The sequence below is a fragment of the Neptunomonas japonica JAMM 1380 genome, from assembly GCF_016592555.1.
Classification (GTDB): domain Bacteria; phylum Pseudomonadota; class Gammaproteobacteria; order Pseudomonadales; family Balneatricaceae; genus Neptunomonas; species Neptunomonas japonica_A.
Genome location: NZ_AP014546.1, coordinates 3,524,032 through 3,536,872, shown reverse-complemented (window position 1 = coordinate 3,536,872; position 12,841 = coordinate 3,524,032). Strand labels below are relative to the sequence as shown.

Sequence of the window (12,841 nt, the reverse complement as noted above, 5' to 3'; positions counted from 1 at the left end):
TCCTATAAGTGAATGAAGGCACGATGATACTGCTGTCGTGATTTAAGTGCTATGCAATACAGTGTTGTAGGAAAGCCTACTCACTTAGGTAACTTTTTATCAGCGCAAGTATTTTCGTTGAGTAGGTTATGTTGGCCTACTGGTGAAGCTTTGGGTAATCGAACCAGAGAAGTGTGCCGCATGACTCTGTGAGTTCGGACCAGCAGGTGATACCTAGTTGAATATGCATAACACCACAGGTGGGTAGGTTGTTGATCCGTTCGGCACTCAAATACTCCCCTAAACGTTGTAAGCCGGGGTTATGACCAAACAGCATAATGTGATGATCCTTGTCTGAATGACGCTGTAATGTATCGAGCAATGTCTCCATACATGAGTCGTATAACTCAGGAATAACCTCAATGAGTGGTCGGTTAGTGAGTTGTTTGCTGGTGGCTTTCGCCGTCAGGTATGCACGCGTAGCGCCGCTCGATAAGCATTTGTCGGGTGTCAGGTTTGCCGCTTTTAGGCGTTCGGCCATGGCAGGCAAATCACGTTTTCCGCGTTTGTTAAGAGGGCGGTTAAAATCTTCAAGATCTGGATTCTTCCAGCTTGATTTAGCATGTCTGATAAGAGTGAGCGTGCGCATAATAGGACTCCGGCCTTAAAGCAGCTATTTGCGCAAAATAGCACGGTTGTTGGAATCTTTTAAGGTATTTGAGTGTATAAAAATCAGTGATAACTTTTCTAAGCTCAGTTATCACTGTCTAGATTACTGTGAAAACTCATGATCTTGTGAGGTGCTCTCCAGCACTCGCTTCCATACAGAGCGCATATGCGGCATCGGCATACTGCCTACATGCTGTAAATTCATGGGGCCGTCGTTAAATAAACGAGGGTCCATCAGCACATAATCATCATCGATAAGGGGTATGAACCCCATATGGTCGAGGATATCAGTTTTTAGATTTACGCCAGGAGCAATTTCTAACAGTTTTAAGCCTTTTTCCGTGAGTTTAAAAACTGCTCTTTCGGTAATGAACATAACATTTTGTTGTTTTTCTAAGGCATATTGCCCGTTAAAGGTGATCTGTTCTACGGCGGCGAGAAATTTCTTAATAGGGCCGTTTTCAATAATCGTTAGTTGATTGTTGTTAACTTCAAGTGCTTGAGGACCTGACGTAAATGTACCCAGAAAGTAAACATCACGAGTGTTTTGCGTGATGTTGATAAAGCCTCCGCATCCGGCAAGTCGCGTACCAAAACGACTGACGTTAATATGACCTTGAGGGTCTGCTTCTGCTAGTCCAAGGAAGGCTTGATCTAGGCCACCACCATCATAAAAATCAAACTGAGCAGGCTGATCAATAATGGCGTCGGCATTGGCAATAGCCCCAAAGCTTAAGCCGCTGGCGGGTGATCCGCCAATACCGCCAGCTTCAACCGTTAATGTAAACTCTTTAAGTCTGCCTTCTTCTGCCGCAATGTGTGAGATGATTTCAGGTATGCCAATACCTAAGTTAACGACCGAGCCTTTACGTAGCTCCATTAATGCGCGCCGGCCAATGATCTTGCGTGCGGATAGAGGAATAGGCTTCAGTGGGTTGCCGGTACGAACTTCGCCGCAATAGGCAGGGTTGTACTGCTCAGCAAATGTTTGCGGATGATCTTCTGCTTCTGAGAGCACCACATGGTCTACTAGAATTCCAGGGATACGTACACGATCAGGTGTTACTTGGTGCTGCTCAGTGGTTCGTTCAACTTGCACGATAACTTTACCGCCGCTGCTTTTAACTGCTTGAGCGATAGCCAATGCTTCTAATGGCAACGCTTCTTTCTCCATTGAAATATTGCCATGTCCATCAACAGTGGTACCGCGAAGCAAGGCTATATTAATGGGAAAGGTCTTGTATAAAAGAAAAGGGGAGCCGGCTATTTCTATGCGTTCAACGAGATCTTCATGAGTGCTGCTATTGATTTTTCCGCCATCTTGCTGGGGGTCGACAAACGTATTTAATCCCACGTGTGTTAATGTGCCGGGTTTCCCTGCTGCAATGTCACGAAATAGATGACAGATAACACCTTGCGGCAAGTTGTATGCTTCAATTTTATTTTCAATTGCCAGTTTGCCAAGGCGTGGTGCTAAGCCCCAGTGCCCTCCAATGACGCGTTTTAGCATGCCTTCATGACCAAAGCGATTCAGTCCTCGGCTTTCGGCATCGCCTTGCCCTGCTGCATACACTAGGTTAAGACTGCTAGGGTGGCCGGTAGCTAAGAAACGCTTCTCGATAGCTTTTGCGAGTGTCTCTGCAAACCCGATACCGATAAAGCCTGCGGTTGCGATAGTGTCATTATCTGCAATGAGTAGCGCGGCTTCTTGAGCTGAAATAAAACGATTGGGCATACCATTACCTGTAAATAATTTTTATTGTTAACTGGCTATAGCAAAAGGCGAGCCAGTCATTTTTTTATCAATAAAATCATATGTTTGGTTGTTTCTATGTGCTGGAGCTTATTCTGCAGTGTATTGCTATGTAGACACTAATGTCCGGTTTTTAGCAGTGTGTCTATTTCCCTTTACACTTTTTTAAGCGCTCATATAAAGTGGCTCTAGAAATGCCCAATAGTTTGGCGGCACTACTTTTATTGCCACCTGTTTGTTGAAGCGCTTCTTTCAATGCACCTTGTTCTAGCTTTAACCGTGTTTCATGAAGGTTTGTCGGTAAAGGGTTGAGGTCAACACGGGGGAGATCATCAAATGCACCTAAGTCTGCGGGTTCAATAGCAGTACCTTCTGCCATTACACAGCCGCGTTCTAAGCGGTTGTGAAGTTCCCGGACATTGCCAGGCCAGCTATATTCAAGTAGCCATTGCTGTGCGGTGTCTGTTAGTGCAAGTGCGGGAACCTGTGCTTGCTGTTGAATATTTTCTAACATGTGGGCACACAGTAATGGAATATCTTCTTTACGCTCCCGAAGTGGTGCTAAACGTATGGGTAATACATTCAATCGATAATAAAGATCAGCACGAAACTTACCTTCATCAACCAGTTGTTTAAGGTTGCCTGATGTCGCAGCAATAATGCGAACATCGACTTGCTCTAGGCGGTTTGATCCTAACGCCTCTATTTCTCGCTCTTGCAAGACCCTAAGAAGTTTAGCTTGCATGGTAAGAGGCATTTCGGCAATTTCATCCAAAAACAGAGTGCCGCCATTGGCTAGCTGTATCTTTCCTTTGCGTCCGCCTTTATCAATACCGGTATAGGCTCCGGGAGCGGCTCCAAACAACTCGGCCTCAACGAGTGACTCTGGTAGCGCTGCCATATTGATGCCAACAAATGTGCCTCCGTTTCGGTGGGATGCGTGATGAATACCTTGGGCGAGCAGTTCTTTACCTGTCCCCGTTTCGCCAAGTAGAAGCACAGTAGTGTCTAGCAATGCGGCTCTGCGAGCTTGCCTTTTTAATTGTTGAATAATGGCGGATTGACCAATTAAATCATCCAGCGCATAGCGAGAAGGGCGAATTAATTTTTGTTGTTCGAGCTGACGTTTAAGACGAGTAAACTTGTCAAATAATGGTCTTAGGCTTTCTAAATCGGTATAAAAAATAAAACTAATAGCACCCATCACAGTGCCGTCGTTGTCTTTTAATGGCATGCGCGTGACCACACACCAGCGGTTGTTAATTTGCATGAGGTCGACAAAGGTGGGCTTGCCACTTTTTAATACACGGGGTAGTTGTGTATTAGGCAGCAGCTCTTCAATAGGCATGCCGATAAGTGCTTCATCTTCAGCTATGTTAATGAGTTGTCGATATTTGGGGCTCATCCAGATAATACGACAAGATGAATCTACAGCAATGGCACCTTCGCAGAGGCTTGAAAGTAGCTCAAAGGGGTGCTGCTTGCTAGTTTGTCCGCTCAGTAACTCATCAAGACAGATGTGTTGCTCAGGTTGCTGAACTTTTGGTTTGATCAATGCTGCATCCCTTGTTATCTATAAATATTTTTGTTTGCATTAGGCTTATAAATTTGTACTCATATGTGTCATGAAATACAAGTGTTGGCTGTAAACTACACTGCTTATTAATTGCTTCTCAGGACATGCTCCATGGATAAAATATCAACTACAGCGTTATCAAAATTGCGTTCCATGTCGAGTAAAGCGCTATTTGTTCAATTAGAAAGTGCTGGATGGATTGTGCGTTTAGAAAAAAACTGGGAGTTAACACCTAGTGGCAGAGAGCAGGGGGGAGAGGTAAAGCAAAGTGATAAGTTTGGGTCTTATATTGTTTGGCCAGCGCAGTTAAAAATTGAGGGCGAAGCCGTAGTGGTCGCCTATGATAAAAATGATCTCCATAGCGCAGCTAATATAGGGCAAAAAGTTGAATTGTCAGCACGGCAAGTTAACGCGTTGTTTTCTGAGTTAGGTTGGGTGGATCGGTATCACAAAGGTTGGCAGTTAACGGAGCAAGGAAAGGCATTAGGGGGCGTGCAAAAAGAGAGCCAAAAAACCGCTATTCCTTATGTGTTATGGCCGCTCGCGTTTATTCATAATCTTGCTTTTCAGCGCTCGTTAAAAGCGCTTAAAGGAGATTTAGGCCAGGCATTGGGGCTCAATGAATCCACGAGCGAAGAGGTCTCCGTTTTTAGGAAAACATTTCCTGCCAATTTTCGAGCGGTAGATGGTCATCAGCTTCGCTCAAAAGCTGAAGTGTTGATTGATAACTGGTTGTATTTAGCAGATATCGCGCACGCTTATGAGCGCCGCTTGCCGATTGAAGAAGATGTTTACAGTACTTTTTATATACCCGCGGGTAAGATATATGTTGAGCTATGGGAGCATGAGAGTGATCCGGGGTATCAAAAAATTAAGCAACAAAAGCTGCAGGCTTACTCGAAATATGGGTTAACACTTCTAGAGTTGCATGAGAGTGATATTGCAAATTTAGATGATGTTATGCCGCGCTTATTGTTAAAGAACGGTATAGAGGCATATTAGGAGGTGGGGAGTTCAGTAATTAGATTGATGTATGAAAAAAGGGCTATCAATAGCCCTTAATTATGGAGTGATCTATAACAGAAAACTATTCAGTGTCACTCATCCAAACATCACTAATCCAGTCCCACAGGTTGTCCCATTGCTCTTCGTTTACCTCGTCTTCTGCTGACCAGAAGCCGATAGAACCATCCTGTTCGATAAAGTAATAACCCCCATTCGCCTCGCAAAATGGAATTAACTCTCTGGGTAAACCTAACGACCATGCTGTGGCTGTTAGCTCAGGCAAATGCGTATGTGAGTGTGGCTCGGTTGCAGTGACAGGAGATAGTGAGCCAACTACGACATCGCTAGCCTCTAGCAGGAACTCTTTCAGGTCTGCAGGAATAGAGATTAAAATCTCCTCTTCCAACTCAACTAATTCATCTTCCGTTGGGAGGCGTACAGAGTTGAAGCGGTCTTCGTTTAGCTCACGAAGTTCATCAATGATGTCGTTCATATTAAGTAATAAGAGTCCTAAAACCTGTGTTGTTAAACACTAATAAATTGATAGTGGAGTTTACAGGATAAATTAGAACACTGTCTGGCCTTTGTGATCGTCTATTTCCTCTCCAGCGTCGTCCTCTTCAGCTTTATCTTCTTCTAAACTGAAGTTTAATCCACCAGCACTGCTGCTATTTCCCTCTTCGCTTAACTTGAATTTTAAGCGCAGGTTATTTGCTGAATCAGCATTCTTAATGGCTTCTTCCTCGCTAATTTTTCCTTCTCTGGCGAGCTTGAAAAGAGCTGAGTCGAAGGTTTGCATACCCAAGGCTTCGGACTTTGCCATAATCTCTTTGATGCCATCGATATCGCCTTTAAAGATAAGCTCTTTAATCGTTGAAGTTCCTAGGAGGATCTCAATGGCTGCTGCTCGTTTTCCATCAATTGTGTGCACTAGGCGCTGTGAAACAATAGCGCGTACGTTCAGTGATAGGTCAGTCAACAGCTGGTGGCGCTTTTCTTCGGGGAAAAAGTTAATGATACGGTCAAATGCTTGGTTCGCATTATTGGCGTGCAGTGTAGAAATAGCAAGGTGACCTGTTTCTGCAAAAGCTAAGCAGTGTTCCATTGTTTCTTTATCGCGCACCTCTCCGATAAGAATAACATCGGGAGCTTGACGCAGTGTGTTGACCAAGGCGTTGTGAAAACTACGAGTATCTACGCCGACTTCACGCTGATTGACGATCGATTTTTTATGGTGATGTACAAACTCGATGGGATCTTCAATGGTGATGATGTGTCCACCACTATTGCTGTTACGGTGGTCGATAAGAGCTGCGAGTGATGTTGATTTACCAGAGCCTGTTCCCCCTACAAATAGTACCAGACCACGCTTGGCCATAATGACATCTTTCAGTACATCTGGAAGACCTAGGTCTTCCATGCGGGGAATATCTGTCTTGATATTTCGAGCTACAATAGCAACATCATTACGCTGTTTAAAAATATTAAGACGGAAGCGGCCGGACTTCTCAACAGAGATGGCTAGGTTCATCTCTAAATCGTGTTGGAAAGCGGTTTTTTGCTCTTGGTCCATCACTTGCAAAGCAATTTTTTCGATCTCTCCGGGCTGAAAGGGCGTCTTACTCAGGGGTTTGAGAACTCCCTGAAATTTTCCGCATGGCGGTGCTCCCGTTGAGAGATAAAGATCGGAACCATCTTTAGCCGCGAGTAAACGAAGACAATCGTAAAAATCCATTTAGTGGCCCTATTTATCCGTCAGCGTTAATTTGAGCAGTGAGCTTGTGTAATGTGTCAATTGCTTTGTCATTATCTACTTGGCACGTTCCTGCTGCTTGGTGTCCGCCGCCGTTATAGGCCAGCATTAACTCGCCAACATTGGTTCTTGATGAACGGTCAAAGATAGACTTCCCGGTCGCAAATACTGTGTTCTGTTGTTTAAGGCCCCACAGCACATGGATGGAAATATTGCATTGTGGAAACATGGCATAAATGACAAAACGATTACCGGCGTAGATAACTTCTTCGTTTCGTAAATCCAGAACGACCAAGTTGTCGTGGACTGTAGCGCAACGCGTGATTTGGTCTTTGAATTTTTTCTCTTGTTCAAAGTAGAGATCGACACGCTCTTTAACATCAGGGAGTGCTAAAAGGTCGTTAATTGAATGATCTTTACCGTAATCAATTAGATCCATCATTAAATTGTAATTAGAGATTCGGAAGTCGTGAAAGCGACCGAGACCTGTGCGAGCATCCATAATGAAGTTGAGCAACTCCCAGCGTTTGGGGTTGAGTACTTCCTCTTGGTTGTACTGAGCCGAATCACCTTTATCTACTGCAGACATCATGCTTTTCCATTCTTTAGGAAAGGCTGCTTCTCCGCCGTAATGCTTCCATACAACACGTGCAGCAGAAGGGGCTTCTGGGTTGATAATATGGTTAGGTCGATCGCCTTGGTTGCGCAAGGTTTCTGATAGATGATGGTCAAAAACTAAGTGGGCAGCAGCGACATAGGGTAAGTTCGTCGTGATGTCGTTATCAGAAATACTGATCGTGCCATCCTGCATGTCTTTGGGATGAACAAACGTAATATCGTTAATTAAGTCGAGGTGTTTAAGTAAAATTGCACACACTAGACCGTCAAAGTCGCTGCGGGTGACTAATCGAAATTGAGACATACCAGTATTCCTGCGTTAACTGACAAAATATTATAGAAATCAGTATAGACAAGGATTACTGATATGCAGGTGAGTCGTTAGGAAAGTTTTTTGAGCCAGTACGAAGAACAAAAAAGCCACTCGCTACGTCAATAGCGAATGGCTTTTAGTATCAATTTAAATGGTTAGCCGCCTAGGTATGCTTTGCGCACTTCTGGGTTAGTTAACAAAGCATCACCACTGTCGCTAAGAACAACACGTCCGTTTTCCATGACGTAACCTCGATCAGCGATACGCAACGCTTGGTTAGCGTTTTGTTCCACTAAAAAGATGGTGACGCCTTCATCGCGCAGTTTCTCAATAATAGAGAAAATTTGCTGAATGATGATAGGAGCAAGCCCTAATGAGGGTTCATCCAATAAGATCATCCGAGGGCGGCTCATCATGGCGCGGCCAATCGCTAACATCTGTTGTTCGCCACCTGACATCGTGCCGGCACGCTGGTTGATGCGCTCTTCTAATCGTGGAAATAACTCAAGTACGTGTGCAAGGCTTTCCTCGTACTCTGCATTGCTGCGAAAGTAAGCACCCATATGCAAGTTTTCTTGCACCGTCAGGCGAGAGAAAACACGCCGCCCTTCAGGAACCACGGCTAATCCTTTGCGCATGATTTCAGGAGTATTTACAGAAGATATCTCTTCACCATCAAAGAATATCTTCCCAGATGATGCGCGAGGATCACCACAGATAGTCATCATTAGTGTGGTTTTACCTGCGCCGTTTGCGCCGATAAGCGTGACGATTTCACCTGTATGAACATCAATGGATATGTCGTGTAGTGCTTGGATTTTGCCGTAATGGGTATTTACATTTTCCAGTTTCAGCATTTTACGATTCCCCAAGGTAAGCTTTGATAACATCAGGATTGTTTTTGATATCGTCGGCATTGCCGTCGGCCAAAGGCGTTCCTTGTGCAATCACATAAATGTGGTCAGAAATACCCATCACTAAGCCCATATCATGCTCGATCAACAGGATAGATATTTCATGCTCATCACGTAGCTTGATAATCAGTTCATCAAGCTCCTTGGTTTCGTTCGGGTTAAGGCCCGCCGCTGGTTCATCCAGCATCAATAGTTCTGGCTGAGTGACCATGCAGCGAGCAATCTCTAAACGTCTTTGCTGACCGTAAGACAGGTTACCTGACTCACGATTGGCTGAGTCGAGTAGGTTCACTTCTTTTAACCAGAAGATTGCTCGTTCCATCGCTTCTTGCTCTAGTCGGCGATAAGACGGCGTTTTAAATAATCCGGCTAATAGACCCGTATTTAAATGGCGATGCTGTGCTACTAACATGTTTTCAATAACGGTCATGTTCGAGAATAAACGTACGTGCTGAAAAGTGCGTACTAAGCCCTGGCGAGAGATTTGGAAATCTTTCATGCCAGCAATCTCTTTGCCTTTGAACATAACGCTGCCTGCTGTTGGGATATAAAAACCCGACAAGCAGTTAAAGACTGTGGTTTTACCAGCACCATTGGGTCCAATGACGGAAACAATTTGGCGGTTTTTTACAGTTAAATTAACTTTGTTTACCGCTACCAGTCCGCCAAACTGCATGGTCAGCCCGTTAACGTCGAGTAATAACTGACTCATTATTTCAACTCCAGAACAGGGCGTTTCATGGGCACTAGGCCTTGTGGGCGCCAGCGCATCATCAGAACCATGGTTAGTCCGAACAATAACATGCGGTATTCAGAGAACTCACGTGCCAGCTCAGGGAGAATCGTCATAACGATAGCTGCCAAAATAACGCCGACTTGCGACCCCATACCACCGAGAACCACAATCGCTAAGATAATAGCTGATTCGATAAAGGTGAATGACTCTGGACTAATAAAGCCCTGCCTTGCCGCAAAGAATGAGCCCGCAAAGCCTGCAGTCGAGGCGCCTATAGTAAAGGCGGATAGCTTAATGGCTGTACGGTTAAGGCCAAGAGAGCGGCAAGCGATTTCATCTTCACGTAATGCTTCCCATGCGCGACCAATAGGCATACGCATTAGGCGGTTGATCACAAAGATAACAAAGGCCACTAAGACTACGGCAATCAAATAAAGGAAAATAACCTTGTATGAGCTGGAGTAGCTAATACCGAAAAAGTCATGGAAGAGCGGGCTCCCGTCTTTGGATCTGCGCGTAAATTCTAAGCCGAACAACGCAGGTTTAGCGATACCTGAAATACCATTTGGGCCGCCGGTTACCGCTGTCCAGTTATTCAGTAAGATACGAATAATCTCACCAAACCCTAAGGTTACAATCGCGAGGTAATCACCGCGTAAGCGTAATACCGGAAACCCAAGTATAAAGCCGAATAGGGCTGCCATACCGGCTGAAATGGGTAAGCAAACCCAGAAAGACATATCAAAATATTGCGATAATAATGCATAGGTATAAGCACCTACGGCATAAAAGGCAACATAGCCAAGGTCCAGAAGTCCCGCCAAACCAACAACAATATTCAGGCCAAGACCCAGCATGATATAAATGAGAGCCAATGTGGCTAAATCAACAGATCCGCGTGACACCATAAAAGGCCAGATGACCATGCAAACAAAAAGCCCAGCTATTAGCCATGGCTTGAGTTGCGCCATCTTGTCACCTTCAGGTATTAAGTGACCCACCTTTGGCTTAGGTATTTTACTAAATGCAGTATCTATCTGGTCTGCAAATAGCTGTGAGAAAAAGACCAGTGCAATACCGCCAATGATCCACGCCCACTGCTCAGAAGTCGCGCCTGATACTTTAAGCGTTGTACCATCGGTGTTGAGTTTTACACCAATCATTAGGCATGCTAGTACAAAGGCGATACCCGCAGAAAAAATTGCGTTGTAGAGTTTACCCATTAGACTTTCTCCACTTCCGGTTTGCCTAACAAGCCGCTAGGACGGAACAGTAGGATCAGTATTAATAAGCCAAAGGCAACGACATCTTTATACTCAGAAGGAAAGTATGCAGCAGTGAGTGCTTCTGTAACACCGAGTATAAGACCACCGAGTACTGCACCGGGTATTGAGCCGATACCGCCTAAAACAGCTGCTGTAAACGCTTTTAAACCTGCCATAAAACCAATAAATGGGTTTACCACGCCGTAATAAAGGCTCAAAAGTAAACCGGCAATAGCTGCTAGCGCTGCACCAATAATAAATGTCATAGCGATAACGCGGTTCGTGTCTACGCCAAGCAAGTTAGTCATACCAATATCTTCTGAGCAAGCACGACAAGCACGGCCCATACGAGAGCGCGAGATAAACAGGGTTAACCCCAGCATAGTGATGAAGGTTGCTACCCAAATGAAGAGCTGCATGTATGAAAAAGACACTTCAAATAAATTTGGGTCACCAAAGGTCCAGCTACCGGAAATCATCGGTGGTAGTGCGATATCACGTGAACCTTGCGATAAAACAACATAGTTTTGCAGAAAGATAGACATACCAATTGCCGAAATCAGCGGAATTAAACGGTTTGTTCCACGTAACGGGCGATAAGCAACGCGTTCAACGGTCCAACCATAGGTACTGGCGATCAGTACGGCAATCACTAAGGCTATAAATAGGATAAGTGGTAGGCTGACCATGCCCATGCCTAACAGGCCGGCAATCACAATAAAGGTAATGTAAGAGCCGATCATATAAACTTCGCCGTGAGCGAAATTAATCATGCCGATGATGCCGTAGACCATGGTATAGCCAATAGCGATCAGGGCATAGGTCGACCCGATAGTCAGCCCATTAATGAGCTGCTGAATCAAATAGAGAATAGTTTCTGACATATGCGGGAACCGTATAATGAAACACCCTTAATCCCGGATCACGGAATAAGGGTGTTTATTTTGAATCAACTCAGTGGCAAATACTGTGTTAATTCTATTGTTGTTATGAGCGTTACTTCGCCGGCGTTTTAGTACCGTCTGCATGCCAGTCGTAAACGACAAATGAGAATTGGGCCAAGTCGCCTTTCTCATTGAATGCTAATTCACCTGTCGTTGTTTTGAAGGTGTTGCTACGGATGTAATCAGCTAGTTTTTCTGTATCAGTAGACCCAGTTGCTGTCATTGCAGTTGTCATAACTTCAACGGCAGAGTATGCAGGGAATACGAATGGGCCTGTTGGATCTTCGCCTTTATCAACAATGGCTTGAACCAATGCTTGGTTGGCAGGATCTTTATCAAAGCTCTGTGGCAGTGTTACTAACAGGCCTTCAGATGCTGCACCGGCAATTTTAGAGATATCAGGATTACCTACACCTTCAGGGCCCATGAATCTAGCAGCCAAACCTTTTTCTTTAGATTGACGCAAAATCAGGCCTAGCTCTGGGTGGTAGCCACCGTAGTAAACAAAGTCTACTTTGTTCTTTTTCAATTTAGCGATGAGTGCAGAGAAATCTTTGTCCCCTGGCGTTACACCTTCAAACATAACCGGCTTGATGCCTGCGGCTTCAACTTCTTTTTTTACTGCCGTTGCAAGGCCTTCACCGTATTGCTGTTTATCATGGATAATCGCCATGTTTTTTGGCTTAACGCTGTTAATAACATATTGGCCAGCAAAGGGGCCCTGCATGCTATCCAAACCAATAGTACGGAAGATCATTTGATGACCTTTTTCCGTAATAGAAGGAGAGGTTGAAGCGGCAGTAATCATCAGAACGCCTTCTTCTTCGTAAATATCAGCAGCGGGTTCAGTAGAAGACGAGCAAAGATGACCTACAACGTGTTGGATACCATCGTTAACGATTTTGTTAGCAATAGCGACGGCTTGCTTAGGGTCGCATGCGTCATCATAAATTACGCCTTCAAGCTGCATACCATTAATGCCGCCTGCTTTGTTGATCTGTTCAATCGCAGCGAGTACGCCAATTTTTTGCATGTCACCGTATTGAGCAACAGGACCTGTTGCAGGACCAGCTAGGCCGATTTTGATAGTGTCAGCCTGTGCTACTGCGCCGTATAAGCAAATTGCAGTACCTACAGATAGCAGCGTACGTGTAAATTTCTTCATGGGAAATATACCCTCTCCGTCCTTTGGCACGATATGTCGATGCCTGGACCCTATAGTTATTTTGTTAGACAGGATGAATAAACTATAAAATAAACAAAAAATCAATGTTTACTATAGGAAACACGCTTGCCAAAAAACATCCCTGATCGAT

12 protein-coding genes are annotated in these 12,841 nt (G+C 44.6%); 1 reads left to right on the top strand and 11 read right to left on the bottom strand.

Annotated features, from left to right (window positions below):
• Positions 1-136: 136 nt before the first annotated feature.
• The 3 genes from NEJAP_RS16650 to NEJAP_RS16640 form a co-directional block, all read right to left on the bottom strand.
• Entirely contained in the window at positions 137-628 is a 492-nt protein-coding gene (locus tag NEJAP_RS16650) for a SixA phosphatase family protein (RefSeq protein ID WP_201348276.1), read from the bottom strand.
• Between the two features lie 123 nt (positions 629-751).
• Positions 752-2,383, bottom strand: a complete 1,632-nt coding sequence (locus NEJAP_RS16645; RefSeq protein ID WP_201348275.1) for an acyl CoA:acetate/3-ketoacid CoA transferase — start codon at positions 2,381-2,383, stop codon at positions 752-754.
• Positions 2,384-2,546: 163 nt separating this feature from the next.
• Entirely contained in the window at positions 2,547-3,956 is a 1,410-nt protein-coding gene (locus tag NEJAP_RS16640; RefSeq protein ID WP_236590978.1) for a sigma-54 interaction domain-containing protein, read from the bottom strand.
• A 132-nt stretch (positions 3,957-4,088) separates the two neighbouring features.
• Here NEJAP_RS16640 and NEJAP_RS16635 point away from each other — a divergent pair, with 132 nt between their 5' ends.
• Positions 4,089-4,979: a hypothetical protein gene (locus tag NEJAP_RS16635; protein WP_201348274.1), complete on the top strand. Its 891-nt coding sequence runs from the start codon at positions 4,089-4,091 to the stop codon at positions 4,977-4,979.
• 85 nt (positions 4,980-5,064) lie between these two features.
• Here the strand turns inward: NEJAP_RS16635 and NEJAP_RS16630 are convergent, their stop codons facing one another.
• From NEJAP_RS16630 to NEJAP_RS16595, 8 genes are all read right to left on the bottom strand, one after another.
• Positions 5,065-5,475 (bottom strand): SMI1/KNR4 family protein, encoded by a 411-nt coding sequence (locus NEJAP_RS16630; RefSeq protein ID WP_201348273.1) that lies wholly within the window; start codon positions 5,473-5,475, stop codon positions 5,065-5,067.
• 72 nt (positions 5,476-5,547) lie between these two features.
• Positions 5,548-6,717 carry a PilT/PilU family type 4a pilus ATPase gene (locus NEJAP_RS16625; RefSeq protein WP_201348272.1) on the bottom strand — a complete coding sequence of 390 codons (1,170 nt, stop codon included), beginning with the start codon at positions 6,715-6,717 and terminating at the stop codon, positions 5,548-5,550.
• Positions 6,718-6,730: 13 nt separating this feature from the next.
• The gene (locus tag NEJAP_RS16620) at positions 6,731-7,657 is read right to left on the bottom strand and encodes an exopolyphosphatase (protein WP_201348271.1); all 927 of its coding nucleotides are present in this window, start codon (positions 7,655-7,657) and stop codon (positions 6,731-6,733) included.
• Positions 7,658-7,821: 164 nt separating this feature from the next.
• The gene (locus NEJAP_RS16615; protein WP_201348270.1) at positions 7,822-8,523 is read right to left on the bottom strand and encodes an ABC transporter ATP-binding protein; all 702 of its coding nucleotides are present in this window, start codon (positions 8,521-8,523) and stop codon (positions 7,822-7,824) included.
• 1 nt (position 8,524) lies between these two features.
• Positions 8,525-9,292: a high-affinity branched-chain amino acid ABC transporter ATP-binding protein LivG gene (gene livG / locus NEJAP_RS16610; RefSeq protein WP_201348269.1), complete on the bottom strand. Its 768-nt coding sequence runs from the start codon at positions 9,290-9,292 to the stop codon at positions 8,525-8,527.
• Positions 9,292-10,539, bottom strand: a complete 1,248-nt coding sequence (locus NEJAP_RS16605) for a high-affinity branched-chain amino acid ABC transporter permease LivM (RefSeq protein ID WP_201348268.1) — start codon at positions 10,537-10,539, stop codon at positions 9,292-9,294. The genes livG and NEJAP_RS16605 overlap by 1 nt, the downstream gene beginning before the upstream one ends.
• Positions 10,539-11,465 (bottom strand): high-affinity branched-chain amino acid ABC transporter permease LivH, encoded by a 927-nt coding sequence (gene livH, locus NEJAP_RS16600; RefSeq protein ID WP_201348267.1) that lies wholly within the window; start codon positions 11,463-11,465, stop codon positions 10,539-10,541. Before livH ends, NEJAP_RS16605 begins: the two co-directional genes overlap by 1 nt.
• Positions 11,466-11,577: 112 nt before the next feature.
• Positions 11,578-12,690, bottom strand: coding sequence for a branched-chain amino acid ABC transporter substrate-binding protein (locus tag NEJAP_RS16595; protein ID WP_201348266.1), 1,113 nt, complete (start codon positions 12,688-12,690; stop codon positions 11,578-11,580).
• Between the last annotated feature and the right edge of the window lie 151 nt (positions 12,691-12,841).

Bases quoted from the DNA above. Each gene is read 5' to 3' on its own strand.
- NEJAP_RS16650 (WP_201348276.1), bottom strand. From the start codon at position 628: ATGCGCACGCTCACTCTTATCAGACATGCTAAATCAAGCTGGAAGAAT.
- NEJAP_RS16645 (WP_201348275.1), bottom strand. From the start codon at position 2,383: ATGCCCAATCGTTTTATTTCAGCTCAAGAAGCCGCGCTACTCATTGCA.
- NEJAP_RS16635 (WP_201348274.1), top strand. From the start codon at position 4,089: ATGGATAAAATATCAACTACAGCGTTATCAAAATTGCGTTCCATGTCG.
- NEJAP_RS16630 (WP_201348273.1), bottom strand. From the start codon at position 5,475: ATGAACGACATCATTGATGAACTTCGTGAGCTAAACGAAGACCGCTTC.
- NEJAP_RS16625 (WP_201348272.1), bottom strand. From the start codon at position 6,717: ATGGATTTTTACGATTGTCTTCGTTTACTCGCGGCTAAAGATGGTTCC.
- NEJAP_RS16620 (WP_201348271.1), bottom strand. From the start codon at position 7,657: ATGTCTCAATTTCGATTAGTCACCCGCAGCGACTTTGACGGTCTAGTG.
- NEJAP_RS16615 (WP_201348270.1), bottom strand. From the start codon at position 8,523: ATGCTGAAACTGGAAAATGTAAATACCCATTACGGCAAAATCCAAGCA.
- livG (WP_201348269.1), bottom strand. From the start codon at position 9,292: ATGAGTCAGTTATTACTCGACGTTAACGGGCTGACCATGCAGTTTGGC.
- NEJAP_RS16605 (WP_201348268.1), bottom strand. From the start codon at position 10,539: ATGGGTAAACTCTACAACGCAATTTTTTCTGCGGGTATCGCCTTTGTA.
- livH (WP_201348267.1), bottom strand. From the start codon at position 11,465: ATGTCAGAAACTATTCTCTATTTGATTCAGCAGCTCATTAATGGGCTG.
- NEJAP_RS16595 (WP_201348266.1), bottom strand. From the start codon at position 12,690: ATGAAGAAATTTACACGTACGCTGCTATCTGTAGGTACTGCAATTTGC.